Below are 21434 nucleotides of genomic sequence, written 5' to 3'. Positions count from 1 at the left end.
TTGTTTATCATTAAAATAAGTGACTGGTTATTAATTAATCCTCAGAATCCCTTCCCAACTAAAATAGTTCTGAGTCAGGTTTTGTCTGGCCATTGCCCATGCGCGACCATGCATTTTGCATGGGCCAATTGCTATTTTCTTATCTCCAAATCTCACCTTAACCTGCTCAAGGGCAGATTGAAGTTTCTCATTTTTCTCTATTTGAGTACTATCAGATAGAAGGTCATATATGTATGTCGATTTTGGCTCGATTGCGGTCAATATCACACCACATTTCTTAAACTCGATTCCTTCTTGAAACAGCTCATTCATTCGCTTCATTACAGCCCGGTTCATAACCGCAGCACAGTCAGTCGGCTCAGTAAATCCGATATTGATCGACTTGTTATAGAAAGGTCTGTTCTTGTCAAAAGGATTGGACTGGGCAAAAGCAATCACACAACCACAAAGAGATTCATCCTCTCTTAACCGCTTAATGGCATTCTGTAGATAATCACTCATTGCTTCAGATAATGATTGGATATCTATTACCCGAGCGCCAAATGAGCGTGATGAAATAATCTGCTTTTTGGTTGCCGGTGCGGACTCAACCTCAATACAGGAAATGCCTTGTAGCTCCATTACAGTTCTCTGCATCACCACAGAAAATAGTTTTCCCATTTGATGTGAATTAGACCTAGCTAAATCAAGAACAGTATTAACACCTAAGCTTTTTAGTTTTTTACTATGCTGACGACCCACTCCCCAAACTTCGGAGACATCAATCAGACTAGAAAAATAATCACGATGTTTAGGATCCATAGAAACCAGATCACAAACACCATTGAAGCGTTTTGCTTTTTTAGCCATATGATTGGCAAGCTTTGCTTCGGTCTTTGATCGACCAATACCGACACAAACCGGTAATCCGATCCACTGCAAGATCCGCTGTCGCATATTTTGCGCATATTCAACCAGGTCATAATTTTCAGAATAGGCAGTAAGCCTTAAAAAGCACTCATCAATCGAATAAACTTCCTGCTCACCTGGCGCCACGTAATCAGCCAGAATCGAATGGAAACGTTGAGACATTTCAGCATACAAAGCATAGTTACTCGAAAGTACCTGTACATTATGTTTTTCGACAATATCTCTAACCTGGAATAGGGGAACACCCATCTTAATACCAAGATCTTTTGCTTCTTGGGAACGTGCAACTGCACAGCCGTCGTTATTTGAAAGAACAATGACCGGCACATCTTTAAGTTTAGGATTAAATAGGCGCTCACAGCTTACATAGCAATTATTTACATCAATGAGCGCGTATATTTGATTGTTATAGCTCATCTGAATTTCTTGATTACATTTGTGACTACACCCCAGATTTCAAACTGCTGACCTTCTTGGGGATGAATATCTGGATAACCCTCATTCTCAGCTTTCAACCAGCAACCTTTCGCATCAATAATTAGCCGTTTCACTGTCAATTCATTATCGATACTGGCAATCACAATATCTCTATGCCTAGCCTGAATACTGCGATCTACAACCAAGGCGTCATTAATATCAATTCCTGCATTTAGCATAGAAAGAGAATCCGCACGAACAATAAAAGTAGCATTCGCATTATTAATGAGGTACTCATTCAGATCGATTTTTTTATCAATATAATCTTGAGCGGGCGAGGGGAATCCAGCTTGAACGCGTTCGGTTGCCAAGGGTATTTCTATTTTTGTGACAGGATCAAACTGACGGATATCACTAATTTCATTTTCTTTTTTAAGAGATTCTAGGTATTCTTTGATATCAAGAATTTTAGATTCAGGCACTCGAATAACTTTAGTCTCTTCAGACTTTTTTCGACCTGCCCCGGCTCGAAAACCCCCATGAGTACTGTTCATAACTTTACGACTCCTTGATTTTTGTAACAATAATCAAGATTGTAAAGACTCGATAAAAATCAAACAAATAAAATAAATCTTTTAAATTCAAAGATGCGTCATAGAGTGACGCAAAATTATGATATTTCGGATGAACGGTTACAGTACTAATTGACTTGGTAAAGACTCTTAGTCAGAGCTGCACAGCTCATTCGATTACGACGAATGTGAGTGTGGGGATCGAGATTAGTCAATTTTTAATATGTCCAATAATTTATGAGGCAGGAGTTTCATTTTTTCGTTATTTATGAACTTCTCGTGATAATCTTTGAGCTCATTATTACTATATTGTTTAAGCATTTCAGTACTACTTATATATTTGGCAATCTCTAAATAGTTTTTCAGATAGAAAGAATCAACTATCTCTTTATCGATTTCAGCTTTTTTAAGCCTTCCAAGAATCTCATTAAGAGTGGTGATTTTATGATTTGTTTGAAAGAAAAAATTATCAAGATCTTTATAGGTGATGGCTGGGGTATTATAAACATGCTGAAATAAGTAAAAAAATAACATGTCTTTAGCTGATAAGTAGTCTTTCAGACAATCCAGAGCTAGACTGGATGTAATTCTGTATTTTTCCTGATCCTTCCAATCATTAAATAACTGCGTAGCAATATAAGCAGCCACGAGAGTTGCAATTCCACCAAAGAAACTAGCAGTCATTGATAGTGCATCTTTTAGAGCACTATCCTCGCCACCAAACAAGTAAAAAATAAACGCAAAAAGAAATATCGTAGCAAACGATGTTGCTAAAATTACTGTAGATGCCAGTTTTGATATACTCATCACTCCTTCCACCCATCCACAATATCAGCCCAATCCTGCATCATCTTTATTTTCCAAGATGCTTATCATCAATCACATATTGTCCAAAACTATCTATCCAGCCTTGAATAGATGTCTCCCATACATAAGTACGGGTTTTAAGTTTCTTCACTATAGTCAGATCCTTGATACCAAAATGTGTACTTCCTTCCGGTAACTCAACCCAGTCTACTTTTCCATTCTCAGTAAACCAGTCTTCCCAAGCTAATTGGATATCATGAGCTACAAAACGTTTATTTGAATTATCCCAGGCGAATGGATTATTGCTATTTAACTTATTTACATGCAGGCGTTTAAAGTATTTATTGTTTTGGTGAATCTCAATGAATACATCCAGGTGCTTTTTAATGAAATCAAATTCAACATTAATTTCACTTTCATCTTCAAAGGCATCATCTTTATCCACCAATGCCATGTAGCGCTGTTTTTTACTCCATTCTTTGTAATAACTATTATAGTTATCTTCCGCAACACGGATCGCTTCCTCAAACTCTAATCGGGTACCGCGTTTTTTAAGATTCACATATCGCTTAAGGGTATTCCATGATTCATGAAGAGTGATAGTCTGCAGCTGAGGAATGGTAAAGCCATCTTCTGCATAACGGGTCGCAGCTTCATGGCGTAAATCATGGAAGCGCAAATCGCTAATACCACACGCATTACATGCCCGGGTAAAGTAAGTCGACACGGTACGCGTATTCACTGGAATTAAAAGATTCTTGTCATATCCCAAGGCAAGCATTCGATCTCGGACTTCTGGTTTCATAAACTCATCAATCATATTGATGGCTCTTGGTTCCATGTGAGCATACTTATGATTACCCAAGGATCCATTCGGATTCTTAGCATCTCTGACTAACCACTGACAATTCAGATCATCGTAATCATCCAGCCGCAATGAACACAGCTCATCTTCACGACGGGCAGTGTAGAGTGCAAACCACATAATCAGATGCATAGGTGTGGAGTTCTTGACCCGTTTCCAGCTTTTATAGAAATAGTTGGTCAGCATTTGAAGTTCTTCCGCCGTAGGCAAGCGGTCACGCTGTTTAGATCTGGTCACGATGCGAGACTTCTGTAAACCAATCATGGCTTTTTCAAATTCGATTAGCACAGTCTCCAAGGGTTCGCCCCATACAAACTCTGCATGAACGATGACAGCCTTGATATGGCTTAAGTCCTTTAAGATGGTGGCAGGTGCAACACCATCAGTTCCTTTAACTGGATCGCCTTTTCTTCGCATAATTGCATAATCAGAAAAGTCTTGTCGTGTTAAAGAATAGATATTCTTCTCAGAAATATCTAAACTAGCGATGTGCTGTAGTGCTCCTGTTTTTGTTCTGGCAAAGCTGTCCGCTTCTTCCAAATACTGATAAATGAACTCCCTGAGCGTTTTGTGCTTTATTTGCACCGCCGGATTCAACATTTTTTCAGGGTGCAATTCGATTTCTGCTTCCGTGCGTTTGATCCAGTCCTCAGCTAATGACTTTTTGCTGAAAGTCTTGGATTGTTTAAATTCAGGGTAGCCTTGACGTTGTACACGGACTTGAGCTCTATACCGGGTTGTGCCGTCTTTTGTTTGTCGCTTAGTGACTGTTCCCATAAATTTGCACCATTAAAATATTGGGGTGCAAGTAGGGTGCAATCAAAGGACACTAAAAGTCAATACGAAGCGACTAAACGAAGTTAAACGAGGTTAAAGATTTTGAGCAAAAACAATGTAATTGAAGAATTGTTTGGAAGATCAATAGATAGGAAGCTTTGGGTGGCCCCCATGGCAGGTGTGACCGATCGTCCGTTTAGAACCTTGTGCAAATACTTTGGTGCAGGCCATGCGGTCAGTGAAATGATGACATCTGACAAAACTTTGCGCATGAGTAAAAAGAGCTTATATCGTGCCAATTTTGATGGAGAGCTGGCACCGATTTCAGCGCAGATTGCTGGTTCAGATCCCCATGATCTGGCTGAAGCGGCACGTTATCAGGTGGCCAATGGTGCGCAAATTGTTGATATTAATATGGGCTGCCCAGCCAAAAAGGTCTGTAACCGACTCGCCGGTTCTGCTTTATTGCAGGATGAAGATCTAGTTGCGCGTATTCTGGATGCAGTTGTGGCTGCAGTTGATGTGCCAGTGACCTTAAAAACCCGTCTTGGTTATTTGAACGGTCAGGAAAATATTATGCGTGTCGCTAAACGTGCTGAACAAGCCGGAATTGCAGCGCTAGCTTTACATGGCCGTACCCGTGAAGATATGTACCTGAATACCGCGCGTTATTCTTTAATCAAAGACGTAAAGGAAATGTTGAATATTCCCGTGATTGCTAACGGTGATATCGACAGTCCTGAAAAAGCCAAATACGTGCTGGATTATACCGGTGCAGACGCAATTATGATTGGTCGTGCAGCACAAGGTCGGCCCTGGATTTTTCGTGAAATTGCCCATTATTTAAAAACCGGTCAATATCTTGATGCACCAAGTATTACAGAAGTGAAAGATGTGCTACTGGGACATTTGACAGAATTATACGAGTTCTATGGCGAATATTCCGGCTGCCGGATTTCCCGTAAACATATTGCCTGGTACACCAAAGGTCTGCGTTCTAGCAACGAGTTTCGCCAGAACATGTATCAGGTAGAAAATACCGCTGACCAGTATCGTGTGGTAGAAGATTATTTTAATGCACTGCTAGAACATGGTTTAACCATGAATGATGTACAAGCCGAGCAAGTGAATTTACTGGAAACCAAGTGATGGCGGGCACAATTCAGCGAATCATGTAATATTTTTTGCATGAAATCCCTACCTTTTTTATCTTGAGCAGGCGGATTTTTGCATTCTGTTTACACTTCAGCCTGTCTAATACATAGCAGCACAGTTTGTTCACTTAAACTGGACAGGACTTGGACATTGCTTACTCAAGCTTCCTCTATGATGAACCTATCCAGATATAAACCAGATGTGATCCATTTTGTTTATCGTCATCATTGAGGGAGATCTGTAATGACAAATACCAATCGTCCAGTCACAGAGTTTAGCCATAAAACGTCAACGGAATTGCCACAAGAACGCAGTGAAGGCCTGAATATCAATCCGACTGATACCAATGCGCGTCCAGATTTGAATACACCCGTGAAAGATAATCCTCGTGTTCCAGACATGAATGAAGGTGAAGATAATCTGGCTGCGACCAGTGCCGGTACTTTGGGCGGAGCGGCTGTAGGCGCAGTTGCAGGTCTGGTGGGTGGCCCTCCAGGTGCAGTGGTGGGTGGTATTATCGGTGGAGTGGTTGGCGGTATTGCAGGTAATGACATTGCAACGTCTGATCATGGGAAGCAGACAGATAATTACCAGCATCCAGAGAACTTGCCTGAGGCAAATAATTATCGACATCCAGATCATTTGAGTGCAGAAGATAATTACTGGAGAGATGAGTATCATAATCGCCCGTATTTTAATGAAACGCGTAGCACATATGGCGATCTAGATTATGATCGTGATTATCGCGGTGCTTATCGAGTCGGTTATGAAAACCGTCCAATGTATGAGCATGATACGGATTTTGATCGTGCTGAACCTGAACTGCGTACCAAATGGGAACAGTTAAAAGGTGAGTCCCGCCTCAACTGGGAAGAAGCTAAATTTGCAGTTAAAGATGCCTGGCATCGTGTCACACGCTAATTCTAGATAAATTAAAAACCTCTCCATGTGAGAGGTTTTTTTATGATTCAATAATTAAAGATGCTTCATTTCCAGTACGAGCTGGTTAATCAGATCGGAAGCTTCCATTTCACGAATCTGTGCCACGTTCGAACCTGCCCAGAATGCACCATAACCTTGATCCCCATGTTTGGCAGCAGCAGCATGTAATTGCTTGGCCAGATCATAAGTATATGGATAAGCCGGAACATCCAGCCGATCGGGTGTATCCACTTCAATATGCCAGTGGTTAATGATGCCGCGTGCAGGACGACCGGAAATACTGGCACTCACCTGAGTGAGTGGCTTGGAAAATAAGGCTTTACGATAGGCATCATTGGCATTAGAAGATTTACACTGCACAAATGCAGTCCCAAGTTGCACGGCATCTGCACCGAAATCCATCATTTGACGCGCTTGCTCACCCGTCATAATCCCGCCTGCCGCTACAATCGGCAAGGAAGAATGCTGTTTGATCAGCTTCACCAGATTGGAGGTTTTGACTGAAGCATCAAACTTGGTCGAGAAAATCCCGCGATGGCCACCAGCCTCAATACCCTGCGCAATAATGATATCAATTCCGGCTGCTTCAATGGCTTTAGCTTCGGCATAATTGGTGGCAGATACCATGGTCAGAATCCCGGCCTGTTTTAGGGCTTGAATCTGATGCGGATGTGGAATCCCAAAATGAAAGCTGACTGCTCGCGGTTTGATTTCTAATACCAGATTCAGAAAGTCATCATTGTCTTTAAAACTCGGATAAATACACTCCAAATGATCTGGTGCCTGAGCGCCATATTCGGCAAATTTATCTTTAAACTGTGCAATCCATGCCTGCGCTACAGCCTCATCTACAGGAACAGTGTCATGACAGAAAAAATTAACCTGAAAAGGGCAATCTGTCAGTTCTTGAGTCTTTAAAATCTGTTGTCGCGCTGCATCAATACTGCTGGCCCCCAGACCCAGTGAACCCAAGCCGCCCTGATTGGACACTTCGGCAGCAAGCTCGGGCGTAGAGACACCTGCCATCGGTGCCAAGAAAATAGGATGTTTAATTCCGAGATTTTCTAATAAAGACATAGATTTGCTCCTTGTTATGCTTTTACTTTGCCTTTGAGCACAAAATTAAGCAAATCATATTGGTTATTTTATTTTGAAATACTGCAGCATGGGTTACGTGTTATTTACATTTCTTGCGACACGCTACGTCGCCAAAAAGATAGAACTTTTATTAGCCTAGAATTGAACACCTTATAATAGCCTTTTGGTCAAATATTTTTTGAGCTCATGTCTGATCGTATCCGTGAAAAACTGCAAATTTTAGCCGATGCTGCCAAGTATGATGTGTCGTGCTCATCCAGCGGTAGCAACCGTAAAAATAAAGACAAGGGCGTGGGCAATACCGGGAATGGCATCTGTCATAGTTATACCGAAGATGGCCGCTGTGTGTCCTTATTGAAAATTCTGTTCTCTAATGTCTGTATTTTTGACTGTTCCTATTGTGTTTCGCGCCGTTCCAATGACGTCCAGCGTGCTGCATTTACCGTGCAGGAAGTCGTGGATCTGACCATGAATTTTTATCGGCGTAATTATATTGAGGGTCTGTTTCTCAGTTCGGGGATTTTTAAATCGGCCGATCACACCATGGAACGGATGCTGCAGGTGGTCAAAAAACTTAGACTCGAAGAAAACTTTAATGGCTATATCCATCTGAAAACTATTCCGGGTGCATCACAGGAGATCATTACCGAAGCTGGACTGTATGTCGATCGTATGAGTATTAATCTGGAAATGCCGACGGAGGCGGGACTGCAAAAATTTGCGCCTGAGAAAACCCATGCCGAAGTACAAAAAGACTTGGGCATTGTGCGTGACCGGTTGATCCAGCTCAAAGATGAACGCAAGCTGATCAAGTCCGTTCCAAAATTTGTACCTGCCGGACAAACTACACAAATGGTGGTGGGCGCGCATAGTGAAACCGATCAGGACATTATTTTAATGGCTGACCGGCATTACAAGGAATTTAAGCTGAAGCGGGTGTATTTCTCTGGCTATATCCCGATTAATCCTGAAGATAAAGCCTTACCTGCTATCGGCTCAGCACCGCCATTATTAAGAGAAAACCGTCTGTATCAATCTGACTGGCTGATGCGTTTTTATGGCTTTGCTGCTGATGAAATTGTCGATGATCAGCATCCGAATCTGGAGCTGGAGATTGATCCTAAACTCAGTTGGGCCTTGCGTCATTCTGAAGCCTTTCCAGTCGATATTAACCGTGCCGACTATAAAATGATTCTACGGGTACCCGGCATAGGCGTGCGTTCTGCCCAGAAAATTGTACAGGCACGCCGTTTTGGACAGATTCATATTGACCAGCTAAGGCGCATGGGCGTGGCTTATAACCGGGCGCAGCATTTTATTCGCTGTGCGGATACACCGAAATTTAAGAAAGATCAGCACGCCCATCAGATTCGCCAGCAAATTTTGATGTCAGGGCAATCCAAATATCAGCAGCAACTTTCACCTCAATTAGGATTTGGTTTCTAGTGGCAAGTTACTGTTTTGATGGCAGCATGACTGGTCTGCTCAGTTGTGTATTTCGTGCTTTCGAGTTTAAAGAATTTAACGTGATAGTGACGGCCAATCCTCAAGCACAAACAGGTTTATTTGATGAATTTATCCATGTGGCCTCTAATGATCAGCATGGGCAGCGGGTGTGGCAGGGATTAAAGCAGAAAGTATCTTCCAGCAGTTTGCGTGCTTTTTACTATACGTTTTTGTCAGAGCAGGAAGCAGCGTTCCAGACTCTTTTTGATTTTGCAGTCTATGTCTTTCAAAACCAGCGTCCAGTCGATAAAGATTATGGTCATACTGCGGTGATCGGCATGTCGCAATGGGCCAAGCAAGTGGGGCGGGAAAAGCATCGTATGGAGGCTTTTGTACGCTTTAAAAAAGCCAAAGATGGTTTGTTTCTGAGTCTGGTCAGACCGGATTTTAATGTCTTGCCGATTATTTCCCGACATTTTCAGGAGCGTTATCAGGATCAAAGTTGGCTGATTTATGACGAGCAGCGTAATTACGGTATTTATTATGATTTAAGGCAGATGCATCAGGTCGAGATGAACGCTGAAATAATCGATCCACAAATCCGGATTGGTCATAGTCAATCATTCAGTATTGAACTGGATGATCAAGAGCTGCTATATGATCAGCTCTGGAAAGACTATTTTAACAGTGTGAATATTCAGGCGCGCAAGAACATGAAATTGCATATTCAATATGTGCCAAAGCGCTACTGGCGTTATATGAATGAGAAATTACTTTAAACAGTACATCAAGCTGCTTTCAGGCATAATAAGCATTGGTATATTTAAATTGAGTGTATAAACATGAAGGTATGGCTAACGTCATTAGCACTGCTCACTGGATTAACTGCATGTTCGGAACAACCACAAAAACCGGTCGTAGATCCAGCCAAATATCAGGTTCAGACCGCACAGGAACTGCAGCAACGTTTTGATGCACTCAATGTCCAGTTAGCCCAAGACTTTCAGAAATTTAAGAAAGTCGAAAGCATTGCTTTCGCACACCAGTTTCCTTTAGATGTCAATAATCTGCAAAGCTTGAACCAGCATCTCGTTAGCAGTACGGCATTAAAACCCAGTAAAATTGCCTATTGCGATATGATGAATAGTTATTTTGCCGATATGTACCGCTTGGGACATTACAATCTGGAACTGGTCGATGACATTAAACTGCCTAATGCCAAGAATGAAAATTTAAAAGCCAATTTCTCTGACGCTGATCATTTTTATACCTTTATTCTGGATCGTTATACGACTTATCGTCAGGTCCAGCAGACCATGGGTTATGGCTGTAATTTAAAAGCTGCGCTGTAAATCCTAAAGCCAGAAAAAAGCCCATCACAGATGGGCTTTTTTGATTTTAAGCATTAGCAACCGGTCAGTTTTTCAGACTGCGGTTTTTCATCCGAGAAGAAAATCGGACGAAGTTTTACCCCGATCCCGTTACCAATAAAAGCGAAGACCAGCCATAACCAGCCATGCAGACTACCAGAGGCAATCCCACTGAAATATGCGCCGATATTACAACCATAAGCTAAGCGTGCGCCGTAGCCCAGCATTATGCCACCTACAACAGCAGCAATCAGTGAACGTTTTGGAATATTGAAATTCGGCGCAAATTTACCTGCCAAACTTGCTGCCAACAAAGCACCCAGCATGATACCGAAGTTCATCATTGAGGTAATATCAAACCATAATGATTCTGCCAGTGCTTTGGCATTGCCTGCTTTTTGCCAATAATCCCAAGAAGCTACATCAACACCCACAAGCGTAGCACCTTTGGCACCCCAAACTGCCAGCGCAGAGGTTACGCCCCAAGGACGACCTGCGAGTGCCAGCGTAGCAAAGTTGAGCAAGGTCAGAATAATACCGCCCCAAATCAAAGGCCATGGACCACGAACAAAGCGCTTCCAGCCCTGATATTCACTGCGTGGCTCAATTTCCAGGCTGCCATGACGTTTCTTTTCGAAATAAACTGTTGCTGCAGCAATGATGGCAAAAACGATAAAGCTCAACAGTAATCCAGGGAGAACGCCTAAACTTTCTACCAGTGAAATCGGTTCAAGATGTGGCAGGGCAAACCACCAGTCAAGGTGCGAGGTCGCAATCACAGACCCGATACAGAAGAACAAGAGCGTCACCAGCATACGTGCGCTACCGCCACCTACAGTATACAACGTACCTGATGCACAGCCGCCACCAAGTTGCATGCCGATACCGAAAATAAAGGCACCAATCATGACTGACATGGAAACAGGATTAACGTTACCTTTAACTGGGTTGCCGAATAATTCACCTGCACCTAAAGCCGGGAAAAACAGCAGGACCGCCAGAGCGAGCATAATCATTTGTGCACGTAAACCACGGCCGCGACGTTCCTTGATAAAGACACGCCAGCTCGAAGTAAAACCAAATGAAGCATGGTACAGGGTCATGCCCAGTGCACCACCAATCAAGAATAATAGAGCCTGATTTAAGCCTACGATTTGATAGGCACCGATTGTACCTATGATAAGCAAGATAAAAGCTGCCCAGACCGAAATATTCGACCGTTGGGAAGCAGCAACAATGACTGACATGGGAGATTAAATTATTAAAAATAAAGGCTGGTATTCTACTGAATTTCAGTTTAAATGCAGCCCGTTTTGCCGAGTGAATCACAATTAAGTCATTCTAATACTTGATAAGTTTTATCAGTTTATCTGATTTTGTCGACTCATTTAGATAAAAAATGATCCCATCAAGAATTAATGCAATTTCAATTTAGATCATTCGCTATTTAAAATCATCTCTAATAAAAAAGCCTGCAATCGCAGGCTTTTAAACATCAAGCTGAATCCTAAAATCAGTTTTCAGCTTTTTCCCGAACTTCTCCGGCACCTTCCTCAACTGCCGCAGCTGTTGCTGCAGTTGCTTTACGTGCTGCTTCCGCAGTGGCATCTGCTGCTCTAGACGTTGCAGCAGCTGCTTCGTCCGCTGCCTGAGCAGTATTTTCCGCGGCATTATCCATTGCTCGTTCGGTTTCTACCGCAGCCTCACGGCTGGCATCTTCCATATCATGACCGGCTTGATTGGCTGCATTTTCTAAATGCTCACCTGTGGTTGCGCCGGTTTCAGGCGCTTCTTCTTTACTACAGCCGACTAAGGCAACAGTGGTCGCCAAACCTAAAGCAATCAGTAATTTATTCATCGAGTAATATCCTTTTGTTGTTGTAGAGCTGCAATCTAATTTAGCAGCCATTTGTTTAGATTTATGCTAGCAAATAGATCAACATTTGTTGATTAACTGTAACTTTTTTCGATACTTATACTGTAATGGCACAGTCGGAAGTTGTTTTAAGTTTCATGGAATAGTGATATTCACAGAGAGGGGAGCTTCAAAACTATCATTCGACATGCAGATTATAGTATGAAGTTTGGTATTTAGATATTTGGCATCATGAGCCAGAGATAATTCTAAAAATGAAGAAATGAAAGACAGAAAAAAGCCCGCATGATGCAGGCTTTTTTTAAGAAAAACTTATAGACCAGCAGAGGCTTTAAGCGCTTCCACTTTGTCAGTTTTTTCCCAGGTAAATGCAGTATCTGAACCTTCACGACCGAAGTGACCATAAGCAGCAGTTTGCTTATACATTGGCTGGATCAGGTCAAGCATACGGGTAATGCCATATGGACGTAAGTCGAAATGTTCACGAACCAGTGCAATAATCAATTCTTCAGAGACTTTTGCAGTATTGAATGTATTGATTGAAATTGAAGTTGGCTCAGCAACACCAATCGCATAAGACACCTGAATCTCACACTTGTCAGCCAAGCCAGCAGCAACGATGTTTTTCGCCACATAACGACCTGCATACGCAGCAGAGCGGTCAACTTTAGATGGATCTTTACCAGAGAAAGCACCACCGCCGTGACGTGCCATACCGCCGTAGGTATCTACGATAATTTTACGGCCAGTCAAACCACAGTCACCCACAGGACCACCGATCACAAACATACCCGTTGGGTTGATGTGGAATTTGGTGTCCGCATGGAACATGTCAGCAGGAATGATTTTCTTCACAATCTCTTCAATCACAGCTTCTTTCAGGTTCGCTTGAGTGATTTCAGAATCATGTTGAGTCGAAAGAACGACTGCATCTAAACGAACTGGTACGCCATTTTCATAAGCAAACGTTACCTGGCTTTTTGCATCTGGGCGTAACCATGGCAAGGTGCCATTACGGCGTAATTCAGCCTGCTTTTCCATCAAGCGATGCGCATATGAAATCGGCGCAGGCATTAATACATCAGTCTCGCGGCTGGCGTAACCGAACATTAAACCTTGGTCGCCGGCACCCTGATCTTCAGGTTTCTGGCGGTCGACACCTTGAGCAATTTCAGGTGACTGTTTACCAATCATGTTGATCACGGCACAGGTTGAACCATCAAAACCAAGATCAGAATGGTGATAACCAATTCCGTTTACGGTATGACGTACAATTGCCTCAAAATCAACATTTGCTGTCGTTGTGATTTCACCGGCAAGTACAACCGCACCTGTTTTTACAAGCGTTTCACAAGCAACCCGTGCATATGGGTCTTCTTTTAAGATTGCATCCAAAATAGCGTCACTGATTTGGTCAGCCATTTTATCTGGATGGCCTTCGCTTACAGATTCCGAAGTAAATACAGCGTACTCGCGCATAGTCCTATCACAGTTAATTTTAAAGACCCGATATGTTACATCGAGTTGCGCTCTAGGACTAGCTTAACACGACAAAATTGGTCGAAATTGTTTCAAATTATTGTGTTTTTAATTGATTAATAGAATTAAAAAAATTGATATGTCTATTTAGACAGCATTATTGATTGGGGAATATGAAGCAACAATATTTTAATCCGTCAGACTGTCAGAAAATTAAATGCTTAGATTTCCGATTAAATCTTAAAAAAATAGACGATAGACAAAATACAAAGCTCAAAATTCAAAATTTACTTAAGCAAGTGATCATTACATCAATAAAGCAGATTCAGGCTGTGCGCCTTGCGACCAAATGTCTTGTTGATGTTCGGGTATATCTTCATATTAGCGCTAAGTCTTCCACATTAGCTGGTTAGGAATGGCGACATCTTTTGCTATGGACTTCTTGGAGCAAGACTGTAAGGAGATCAGAAATCATGTATCAAAAGGCATTTACCCTGATTGAAGTGCTGATCGTGCTCATCATTATCGCGATTTTAGTGACGATGGCTTTTATGAGTTATCAAGCTTATGTCGTGCGTAATCAATTGGCCGAAGTGTTTGAACAGGCTGGAGCATATCGAACCCAGTTTATTGCTTCGGATCAGCACTGTGATGCCGGACGCCAGATTGGTGGGCATGGTCAATATATCGAAAAAGTCATTATTAATGCCGCTTGCCGGATAGAGTTCAAGATACGAGAGCAGGGTGTAGATACTGCGATTCGCGGGAAATCAGTCGCTTTTGATGTTCATAGTGGCAAATGTTATTCCACTGATATTCAGCAGCGCTATTTGCCTAAAGATTGTCAAGGACAATAAGTCTGCCGAGGTTGGAAATTAGCCTAGGCAAATTAGATTTCACCTGTATATCAAACAATCCTGCCAATATTTTATAAAATTTAATACAAATTACATTATGAATACATCAGAGAATTGTATGAATTTTCTTCAAAAATAATGGTGTGAGACATATGAAATAGAAACAAAATCAGCATAAATTCAATCCTGTTTATCAGCTTGAAATCCAGATACAGAAATTAAAGTCGCTTTTGAAATGCAGGATAATTCAATCTGTAAACCAGTAGAGCGAATCAAAGCCGAAGAAGAAATGTGGAATAATTGTACGATAAGGCAAGAGACACTCAATAAACTGATAAATATTGTTGGTTAGTCTTTACCCCTCGCTGTTTTTTTAAGACAATAGACAGCAGTTTTGAAAGTCTTTTCATCATTTCCTATTTCTGAATATTTTGGACTCTGATTTATGACAACCCCGCTTAATGAACGTCGTATTGCAAACGCAATTCGTGTATTGGCAATGGATGCTGTGCAAAAAGCAAACTCAGGACATCCAGGTGCTCCAATGGGGATGGCAGATATCGCTGATGTGGTTTGGCGTGAATTCATGAACCACAACCCGACCAACCCGAATTGGGCAAACCGTGACCGTTTTGTATTATCAAATGGCCATGGCTCTATGCTTCAATATGCGCTTCTTCATTTAACGGGCTACGATCTTTCGATTGAAGATCTTAAAGCATTCCGTCAACTTCATTCTAAAACACCTGGTCACCCGGAGTTGGGCTATGCACCAGGGATTGAAACGACGACTGGTCCTTTAGGTCAAGGCATCGCGAATGCTGTCGGTTTTGCACTGGCTGAAAAAACTCTAGCTGCGCAATTCAACAAAGACGACATCCAAGTTGTAGATCACTTCACTTATTGCTTCCTCGGCGATGGCTGTTTGATGGAAGGTGTTTCTCACGAAGCATGTTCTTTGGCGGGTACATTGGGTCTGGGCAAATTGATTGCTTACTATGACGACAATGGCATCTCGATTGACGGCGAAGTGGAAGGCTGGTTCTCTGACGATACAGAACAACGCTTTCTGGCATACGGCTGGCAAGTGATTAAAGTTGATGGCCACGATGCAGATGCAATCCGTCAGGCAACGATTGAGGCGAAAGCTGAAACTGCTAAACCAACCATCATTATCTGTAAAACCGTGATTGGTTTGGGTTCACCAAACAAGCAAGGTAAAGAAGACAGTCATGGTGCACCACTCGGTCATGACGAAATCGTGTTGACTCGTGAAGCGCTAGGTTGGACTGACGAAGCATTTGTGATTCCTGAAGATGTTTATGCAGCTTGGGATGCGAAAGCCAAAGGTGCTGAATCAGAAGCAGCTTGGAACGAAACATTTGCTGCTTATGCTGCAAAATATCCAACTGAAGCCGCTGAATTTAAACGTCGTTTATCTGGTGAATTACCGGCTGACTTCGTTGCAAAAGCGGATGCCTATATTGCAGAAGTGAATGCCAAAGCTGAAACAATTGCAACGCGTAAAGCCAGCCAAAATGTATTGCAAGCACTTGTTCCATTATTGCCAGAAGTTCTAGGTGGTTCTGCGGATCTTGCAGGTTCTAACCTGACCCTTTGGAAAGGCGCGCAAGGCGTACAGGACAATCCGGCAGGTAACTACGTACACTATGGCGTACGTGAATTCGGTATGACTGCAATCGCGAATGGTGTTGCACTGCATGGCGGGTTCATCCCTTATGTAGCAACATTCCTGATGTTTATGGAATATGCACGTAATGCGGTACGTATGTCTGCATTAATGAAACAGCGCGTGATCCATGTGTATACGCATGACTCAATTGGTCTGGGTGAAGATGGCCCAACGCATCAACCTGTTGAGCAGATCGCATCCCTTCGTGGTACACCAAACCTAAATACATGGCGTCCATGTGACACCGTTGAAGCAGCAATTTCTTGGAAATCTGCATTAACGCGTGCTGAAGGTCCAACCGCATTGATCTTCTCTCGTCAGAACTTGCCATTCCAAACCCGTACTCAAGCTCAAATTGAGAACGCTGCGAAAGGTGGCTATGTATTGGCTGAAGAAAAAGGCGAATTGAAAGCCATCATCATTGCAACTGGTTCTGAAGTATCTCTGGCAATGGAAGCTTATGCACAGCTTGAAGGCGTGCGTGTCGTGTCTATGCCATGTGCTGAAGAATTCATGAAGCAAGATGCAGCTTATCGTGAAGCGGTTCTTCCATCAAATATTCGTGCACGTGTTGCTGTTGAGGCTGCACATGTTGATTACTGGTGGAAATTTGTGGGCCTTGATGGTCGCGTAATCGGTATGACAACGTATGGCGAATCTGCACCTGCAAAAGATCTGTTCCAGTTCTTCGGGATTACCACTGAAGCAGTTGTAGCAGCTATAAAAGAGATTACTGCATAATCAACTGATTAAGCAGTTTTTTAAAAGACGCTCCATTTTTGGGGCGTCTTTTATTTTTTCGCTTTTTAGCGTTGTTTTCATGTGGCAATCGTTAGAAAGTTCTCCCATAGTCGAAATGAAAGAGTGAGATGAACATGAGCTTGTATGAACAAATTAACGATGAAATTATTTTAATGGATGCAGGCGAACTCAAGTGGATCGGACAGGAGTTAGCTCTTGAAGCGATGGTTGCAGTTGATTTAATGCTGCAAGAATTAGCCGAAGAAAAGGTCATTAAAGTGCGTCGTAAAAATCATGAAAAGACGACTGGCCTAAAACAGGTTGATCGTATTCTGGTTGAAAAACTTTAAACATAAAGCATGAAAAGTCCCTGATTGGGCCTTTTTTTATGCCGGATGATTTTCATCTGACAGGTTGCTTATGAGCACCAGATGAGATAAAGCTAAGTTTAGGCCGCTATAAAAATTCAGCGACTACTATCGAAATGACTTAAATTAAAGAAATAAGCCAAAGAAGCGGTTAAACATGAATATACAGCCCCAGATCCAGATCAAATCTTTAGAGCAAATATCACAGGCAGAATGGCTATTTTTATGGCAAGACTATCAACGCTTTTATCAGACGCAAATTTCTGAAGAGGTAAGTGAAAATACCTGGGATAAATTAACCAATTATGAATTAGATTCAATGTACGGTTTTGCGGCGCTGATGGATGGAAAGGTCGTGGGGATTGTGCATGTTATCGAACATAATAGTAGCTGGACAGTAAGACCTTATGCCTATTTGCAGGATCTATTTACCCATCCTGACTATCGGGGAAAGGGTGTGGCGCGTAAGTTGATTCAACATGTCTATCAGGTTGCACAGCAGCGTAATTGCGACCGGGTTTACTGGCTGACTCAGGAATCAAATCATCAGGCACAAGCATTGTATAACAAAGTCGCCAAGAAAACTGGATTCATCCAGTACCGTATGGATTAAAGCTCAAAAATTAAAAAAAATAACTTACAATTTTATCGTTTCATCACTGCAACAAAACGTTTTATCTTTAGGGCTGTAAACGGTTCCAGATTCTATACACTTAATAACATCCAAAACGTGAGATAAAAACATGAATTTCAAAACATTAGCATTAGGCTTGGCGGTCGCATCTGTAGCAACAGTTTCTATGGCAAAACCAGTGGCCTATACGATTGACCCGACTCATTCAGCAACGGTGTTCTCTTGGAGCCACTTTGGTTTCTCTACACCATCTGCAAACTTCAGTGACATCCAAGGTACGATTAATGTTGATAATGTAAAACCTGCGAATTCTTCGGTCAATGTGAATATCCCGGTTGCAAGCATTAATACGAATGTGAAAGCGCTGGATGACCATATTAAGACAGCAGAATTTTTTGATGCTGCCAAATATCCGAATATCACTTTTAAAAGTACTAAAGTTCAGGCTTTAGGCAAAAACAAATACAAAATCACCGGTAACTTAACCGTAAAAGATGTCACTAAACCTGTGGTACTGGACGCAGTTTTAAATAAACAAGGCATGCACCCAATGACAAAATTACAAACGATTGGTTTCAATGCAACCACTTCATTTAACCGTTCAGCCTTTGGGGTAGGCGGTTATGTTCCAAATGTGGGCGATAAAATTACAGTGAACATTACTACCGAGGCTTCTGTACCTGCTCCGAAAAAGTAAAAATGACAAATAAAAAAGCACCCAGTTGGGTGCTTTTTTATTACGGTTATTTAAGTTGCAGGTTTTCTAAATAATGCATCAATACCGAACTGGCTGCCTGTTCAAGCGCGGGCGCATAGCTTTGATGATCCGCCCGCAAGGCAGGGATATTGATCTGGGCTTTGCGTAACTCACAGGTATGTCCAATCAGCCATTTCTCTAAACTTTCACTGGCCACTTCAGCATGGAATTGTAGTGCTAGAATATTCTGTCCTACCCGAAAGGCCTGATTTGGATAAAGATCAGAGCTGGCCAGCAATTCAGCCTGTTCAGGTAGGTCAAAGGTATCACCATGCCAATGCAGGACGTCAATATCATCCAGAGCTTTTAGTGGATTATTTTCAATAGAAGCAAGACTGAGTTTAGACCAGTCAATTTCCTTTACATCTCCTGGATAGACTTCAGCATCCAATGCAGCAGCAATTAATTGCGCACCTAAACAGATGCCTAATGTCGGTAAATTCTTTTGCAGGCGAACTTTAAGTAAGTCTATTTCCTGTTGTAAAAAAGGATAATCCTCAGTTTCATAGACTGCAATCGGGCCACCGAGAATGACTGTTAATCCGGGATGTTCAAAAGCCTTAGTGAGATCATCGATACCGGCTTCGAAATAACGCACACGTAAGCCGAGCTGATAAAAAATATCTTCCCAAGCGCCTAAGTCTTCAAAAGCGAGATGTTGAATGGCATAAACGGTATCGGGGAGGTGGGCTAAGTTCAGCATAGTTTTTTGATATCAAGAGAATGATTTAATTTAACGTGAATCAAAAGCAAAATAAAAGGCTTTATCTACCGATCCTGTGCAAAATAGAAAATAATGAGCATCGCTGCGCTATCAGAAAGTTTCTAAAAATTTCCGTGTGATCGCTACATTAAGCAGTTCATTTTTTCTTTTGTGTAGGAAAGAGAGTAGAGTAAGACTGCCGTACTGAATAAAAACAACAAGACCATCAGGATCAAGGATATGCAAAATATACGTTTATATGTCGATAAAAACAGAATCAGCCCCTATGCCATGTCGGTTTATGTTGCCTTAAAAGAAAAGGGTTTAGATTTTCAGGAAATCGTGATTGATTTAGATCAGCAGCAACAGAAATCCGCGGCTTATCAAGCCATTTGTCCAAGTGCTAAAGTTCCGTGTTTAATAGTAGATAACTTTAGCCTGTTTGAATCATGGGCGATCACTGAATACTTGGAAGATGCCTTTCCGGCTCCAAGTTATCCGGCCTTATATCCTAAGGAAATTCAGGCCAGAGCCAAATGTCGCGCCATACAAGCTTTGGTCAAAACCGATTTTATGCAAATCCGCCAGCAGATGCCTTCCGATTGGGTATTTCACCCAGCAAAAATATCTACACCTCTTACAGCTCCGATCACTGAAGAAATTCAGCGCTTGGTGAATGTGGCAGAATATATGCTGGAGGACATATGGTTGACTGAACACTGGTCCATTGCAGACTTTGATCTGGCCTTTATGTTGCATCGTTTGCTGAGCCATCAGGTGAAACTTCCTGTGAAAATAATAGAATATGTCGAGCGTAATTTTAAGTGTGCTTCGGTACAAGCCTGGCTTGCAGAACATGAAAAAGCTAAAACTTTAATCTAATGCCGACTGATAAAACAGTTCATAAAAAAACCTACTTAAATAGATAAAATTCAAGCGTAATATGAATCAGAATAAAACTTGAAAGATACAGAGGATATAATCCTCATTGAATAAGAAGGAAGGAGTGGCCGGTGGGGAATTCACATCATCATGAACATAGTCATGTCACTGTGACTGCAAAAAATGCCAAAAAATTATCAATAGCGTTGGCATTAACCACGACTTTTTTAATTGTGGAAGTGATTGCCGGTTTTCTGACTCAAAGTTTGGCCCTACTTTCTGATGCTGCGCATATGTTTACCGATGCTGCTGCACTGGCTATCGCATTAGTGGCCATTAAAATTGGACAAAAACCGGCAGACAATAAACGGACTTTTGGTTATCAGCGTTTTGAAATTCTGGCTGCCCTGTTTAACGCCTTGATGCTGTTTGTAGTTGCGATTTATATCTTGTTTGAAGCTTATCAGCGTTTGAGTCATCCGCCGGAAATCCAGAGTTTGGGGATGATGATCGTAGCCACCTTGGGGCTGACCATTAATCTGATTTCCATGAAAATTCTGGTATCCAGTAGTCAGGAAAGTCTCAATGTTAAAGGTGCTTATCTGGAAGTTCTCAGTGATGCGCTGGGATCAGTCGGAGTAATTATTGGGGCACTAGTGATTTATTTGACTGGCTGGATGTGGATGGATGCGCTGATTGCGGTATTGATCGGATTTTGGGTATTGCCAAGAACCTGGATTTTGCTGAAACAGAGCATCAATATTCTGCTTGAGGGTGTGCCGGATGAAATTGATATTGAAAAATTACGCCACGATCTTTTGGCGCTCGAAGGGGTTCAGGACATTCATCAGCTCAAGGTTTGGGCAATTACTTCCAAAAAAGTCATGCTGACTGTGCATCTGGTTGCGCCGAATGTGGATTATCAGAAACTGCGGCATCAGACCTTTGAGATGCTTCACCATGAGCATCATATTACCGAGATGACTTTGCAGATTGAAGCGGAAGACTGCCCACCAGAACATCGGGGACAATCCTCACATCTGCATTCACATGTCGAAACCCATCAGCATTGAAGTGGAATAATAT

Annotated in this window: 21 protein-coding genes; 12 read left to right on the top strand and 9 right to left on the bottom strand. The window is 42.0% G+C overall.

The window, feature by feature from the left end; translation table 11 throughout:
- Window positions 1–30: 30 nt before the first annotated feature.
- The 4 genes from ACP7BU_RS01320 to ACP7BU_RS01305 all read right to left on the bottom strand — a co-directional run bounded on the left by ACP7BU_RS01320 (window position 31) and on the right by ACP7BU_RS01305 (window position 4347).
- Window positions 31–1326: a Y-family DNA polymerase gene (locus ACP7BU_RS01320; RefSeq protein ID WP_425878171.1), complete on the bottom strand. Its 1296-nt coding sequence runs from the start codon at window positions 1324–1326 to the stop codon at window positions 31–33.
- On the bottom strand, window positions 1323–1880 hold the full coding sequence (locus ACP7BU_RS01315) for a LexA family protein (RefSeq protein ID WP_044112759.1): 558 nt from the start codon (window positions 1878–1880) through the stop codon (window positions 1323–1325). Before ACP7BU_RS01315 ends, ACP7BU_RS01320 begins: the two co-directional genes overlap by 4 nt.
- A gap of 225 nt (window positions 1881–2105) precedes the next feature.
- The gene (locus ACP7BU_RS01310) at window positions 2106–2705 is read right to left on the bottom strand and encodes a hypothetical protein (RefSeq protein WP_425878173.1); all 600 of its coding nucleotides are present in this window, start codon (window positions 2703–2705) and stop codon (window positions 2106–2108) included.
- A gap of 46 nt (window positions 2706–2751) precedes the next feature.
- Window positions 2752–4347, bottom strand: a complete 1596-nt coding sequence (locus ACP7BU_RS01305) for a tyrosine-type recombinase/integrase (RefSeq protein WP_425878175.1) — start codon at window positions 4345–4347, stop codon at window positions 2752–2754.
- Window positions 4348–4476: 129 nt separating this feature from the next.
- Between ACP7BU_RS01305 and dusB the strand changes: the two genes are divergently transcribed.
- Both dusB and ACP7BU_RS01295 read left to right on the top strand, forming a co-directional pair.
- The gene (gene dusB / locus ACP7BU_RS01300; protein ID WP_425878579.1) at window positions 4477–5496 is read left to right on the top strand and encodes a tRNA dihydrouridine synthase DusB; all 1020 of its coding nucleotides are present in this window, start codon (window positions 4477–4479) and stop codon (window positions 5494–5496) included.
- Window positions 5497–5745: 249 nt separating this feature from the next.
- On the top strand, window positions 5746–6423 hold the full coding sequence (locus ACP7BU_RS01295) for a hypothetical protein (RefSeq protein WP_180038555.1): 678 nt from the start codon (window positions 5746–5748) through the stop codon (window positions 6421–6423).
- Between the two features lie 54 nt (window positions 6424–6477).
- Here ACP7BU_RS01295 and ACP7BU_RS01290 read toward each other — a convergent pair whose 3' ends face one another.
- Window positions 6478–7521 (bottom strand): NAD(P)H-dependent flavin oxidoreductase, encoded by a 1044-nt coding sequence (locus ACP7BU_RS01290; protein ID WP_425878178.1) that lies wholly within the window; start codon window positions 7519–7521, stop codon window positions 6478–6480.
- Window positions 7522–7728: 207 nt separating this feature from the next.
- Here ACP7BU_RS01290 and ACP7BU_RS01285 point away from each other — a divergent pair, with 207 nt between their 5' ends.
- The 3 genes from ACP7BU_RS01285 to ACP7BU_RS01275 all read left to right on the top strand — a co-directional run bounded on the left by ACP7BU_RS01285 (window position 7729) and on the right by ACP7BU_RS01275 (window position 10340).
- Window positions 7729–8988, top strand: a complete 1260-nt coding sequence (locus ACP7BU_RS01285) for a putative DNA modification/repair radical SAM protein (protein WP_004646658.1) — start codon at window positions 7729–7731, stop codon at window positions 8986–8988.
- A complete protein-coding gene (locus ACP7BU_RS01280) occupies window positions 8988–9767 on the top strand; it encodes a TIGR03915 family putative DNA repair protein (protein WP_004279976.1) in 780 nt (259 codons plus the stop codon). Before ACP7BU_RS01285 ends, ACP7BU_RS01280 begins: the two co-directional genes overlap by 1 nt.
- A gap of 63 nt (window positions 9768–9830) precedes the next feature.
- Complete coding sequence (locus tag ACP7BU_RS01275) at window positions 9831–10340, top strand: hypothetical protein (RefSeq protein ID WP_425878181.1); 510 nt, start codon at window positions 9831–9833, stop codon at window positions 10338–10340.
- Between the two features lie 53 nt (window positions 10341–10393).
- On the opposite strand, the gene ACP7BU_RS01270 is transcribed toward ACP7BU_RS01275, so the two are convergent.
- From ACP7BU_RS01270 to metK, 3 genes are all read right to left on the bottom strand, one after another.
- Complete coding sequence (locus ACP7BU_RS01270) at window positions 10394–11605, bottom strand: YeeE/YedE family protein (protein WP_425878183.1); 1212 nt, start codon at window positions 11603–11605, stop codon at window positions 10394–10396.
- A 266-nt stretch (window positions 11606–11871) separates the two neighbouring features.
- Complete coding sequence (locus ACP7BU_RS01265) at window positions 11872–12216, bottom strand: hypothetical protein (protein WP_005104359.1); 345 nt, start codon at window positions 12214–12216, stop codon at window positions 11872–11874.
- A gap of 330 nt (window positions 12217–12546) precedes the next feature.
- Window positions 12547–13713, bottom strand: coding sequence for a methionine adenosyltransferase (gene metK / locus ACP7BU_RS01260; protein WP_004279972.1), 1167 nt, complete (start codon window positions 13711–13713; stop codon window positions 12547–12549).
- A 473-nt stretch (window positions 13714–14186) separates the two neighbouring features.
- On the opposite strand from metK, the gene ACP7BU_RS01255 reads away from it, so the two are divergent.
- The 5 genes from ACP7BU_RS01255 to ACP7BU_RS01235 all read left to right on the top strand — a co-directional run bounded on the left by ACP7BU_RS01255 (window position 14187) and on the right by ACP7BU_RS01235 (window position 18703).
- The gene (locus ACP7BU_RS01255; protein ID WP_004279971.1) at window positions 14187–14570 is read left to right on the top strand and encodes a prepilin-type N-terminal cleavage/methylation domain-containing protein; all 384 of its coding nucleotides are present in this window, start codon (window positions 14187–14189) and stop codon (window positions 14568–14570) included.
- 445 nt (window positions 14571–15015) lie between these two features.
- Window positions 15016–17004, top strand: coding sequence for a transketolase (tkt, locus tag ACP7BU_RS01250; RefSeq protein ID WP_004279970.1), 1989 nt, complete (start codon window positions 15016–15018; stop codon window positions 17002–17004).
- Window positions 17005–17138: 134 nt separating this feature from the next.
- Window positions 17139–17354, top strand: coding sequence for a hypothetical protein (locus ACP7BU_RS01245; protein ID WP_005246695.1), 216 nt, complete (start codon window positions 17139–17141; stop codon window positions 17352–17354).
- 175 nt (window positions 17355–17529) lie between these two features.
- Window positions 17530–17985 carry a GNAT family N-acetyltransferase gene (locus ACP7BU_RS01240; protein WP_253144725.1) on the top strand — a complete coding sequence of 152 codons (456 nt, stop codon included), beginning with the start codon at window positions 17530–17532 and terminating at the stop codon, window positions 17983–17985.
- A 130-nt stretch (window positions 17986–18115) separates the two neighbouring features.
- On the top strand, window positions 18116–18703 hold the full coding sequence (locus ACP7BU_RS01235) for a YceI family protein (protein ID WP_425878187.1): 588 nt from the start codon (window positions 18116–18118) through the stop codon (window positions 18701–18703).
- A gap of 46 nt (window positions 18704–18749) precedes the next feature.
- Here ACP7BU_RS01235 and ACP7BU_RS01230 read toward each other — a convergent pair whose 3' ends face one another.
- Window positions 18750–19466 (bottom strand): glutamine amidotransferase, encoded by a 717-nt coding sequence (locus tag ACP7BU_RS01230; RefSeq protein WP_219309591.1) that lies wholly within the window; start codon window positions 19464–19466, stop codon window positions 18750–18752.
- A gap of 240 nt (window positions 19467–19706) precedes the next feature.
- Between ACP7BU_RS01230 and yfcF the strand changes: the two genes are divergently transcribed.
- A complete protein-coding gene (gene yfcF, locus ACP7BU_RS01225; RefSeq protein WP_425878189.1) occupies window positions 19707–20348 on the top strand; it encodes a glutathione transferase in 642 nt (213 codons plus the stop codon).
- Between the two features lie 131 nt (window positions 20349–20479).
- On the top strand, window positions 20480–21421 hold the full coding sequence (locus tag ACP7BU_RS01220; protein WP_425878191.1) for a cation diffusion facilitator family transporter: 942 nt from the start codon (window positions 20480–20482) through the stop codon (window positions 21419–21421).
- Window positions 21422–21434 lie beyond the last annotated feature (13 nt).

The organism is Acinetobacter sp. 40AMC3-4 (assembly GCF_049898185.1).
Classification (GTDB): Bacteria; Pseudomonadota; Gammaproteobacteria; order Pseudomonadales; family Moraxellaceae; genus Acinetobacter.
The sequence above is the reverse complement of the archived record's forward strand: the minus strand, read 5'-3'. Positions and strand labels throughout refer to the sequence as shown.

Bases quoted from the DNA above. Each gene is read 5' to 3' on its own strand.
- ACP7BU_RS01265 (WP_005104359.1), bottom strand. From the start codon at position 12,216: ATGAATAAATTACTGATTGCTTTAGGTTTGGCGACCACTGTTGCCTTA.
- yfcF (WP_425878189.1), top strand. From the start codon at position 19,707: ATGCAAAATATACGTTTATATGTCGATAAAAACAGAATCAGCCCCTAT.
- ACP7BU_RS01240 (WP_253144725.1), top strand. From the start codon at position 17,530: ATGAATATACAGCCCCAGATCCAGATCAAATCTTTAGAGCAAATATCA.
- ACP7BU_RS01275 (WP_425878181.1), top strand. From the start codon at position 9,831: ATGAAGGTATGGCTAACGTCATTAGCACTGCTCACTGGATTAACTGCA.
- ACP7BU_RS01285 (WP_004646658.1), top strand. From the start codon at position 7,729: ATGTCTGATCGTATCCGTGAAAAACTGCAAATTTTAGCCGATGCTGCC.
- ACP7BU_RS01310 (WP_425878173.1), bottom strand. From the start codon at position 2,705: ATGAGTATATCAAAACTGGCATCTACAGTAATTTTAGCAACATCGTTT.
- ACP7BU_RS01315 (WP_044112759.1), bottom strand. From the start codon at position 1,880: ATGAACAGTACTCATGGGGGTTTTCGAGCCGGGGCAGGTCGAAAAAAG.
- ACP7BU_RS01235 (WP_425878187.1), top strand. From the start codon at position 18,116: ATGAATTTCAAAACATTAGCATTAGGCTTGGCGGTCGCATCTGTAGCA.
- ACP7BU_RS01230 (WP_219309591.1), bottom strand. From the start codon at position 19,466: ATGCTGAACTTAGCCCACCTCCCCGATACCGTTTATGCCATTCAACAT.
- ACP7BU_RS01270 (WP_425878183.1), bottom strand. From the start codon at position 11,605: ATGTCAGTCATTGTTGCTGCTTCCCAACGGTCGAATATTTCGGTCTGG.
- ACP7BU_RS01320 (WP_425878171.1), bottom strand. From the start codon at position 1,326: ATGAGCTATAACAATCAAATATACGCGCTCATTGATGTAAATAATTGC.
- ACP7BU_RS01305 (WP_425878175.1), bottom strand. From the start codon at position 4,347: ATGGGAACAGTCACTAAGCGACAAACAAAAGACGGCACAACCCGGTAT.
- ACP7BU_RS01290 (WP_425878178.1), bottom strand. From the start codon at position 7,521: ATGTCTTTATTAGAAAATCTCGGAATTAAACATCCTATTTTCTTGGCA.
- tkt (WP_004279970.1), top strand. From the start codon at position 15,016: ATGACAACCCCGCTTAATGAACGTCGTATTGCAAACGCAATTCGTGTA.
- ACP7BU_RS01295 (WP_180038555.1), top strand. From the start codon at position 5,746: ATGACAAATACCAATCGTCCAGTCACAGAGTTTAGCCATAAAACGTCA.
- metK (WP_004279972.1), bottom strand. From the start codon at position 13,713: ATGCGCGAGTACGCTGTATTTACTTCGGAATCTGTAAGCGAAGGCCAT.
- ACP7BU_RS01245 (WP_005246695.1), top strand. From the start codon at position 17,139: ATGAGCTTGTATGAACAAATTAACGATGAAATTATTTTAATGGATGCA.
- ACP7BU_RS01255 (WP_004279971.1), top strand. From the start codon at position 14,187: ATGTATCAAAAGGCATTTACCCTGATTGAAGTGCTGATCGTGCTCATC.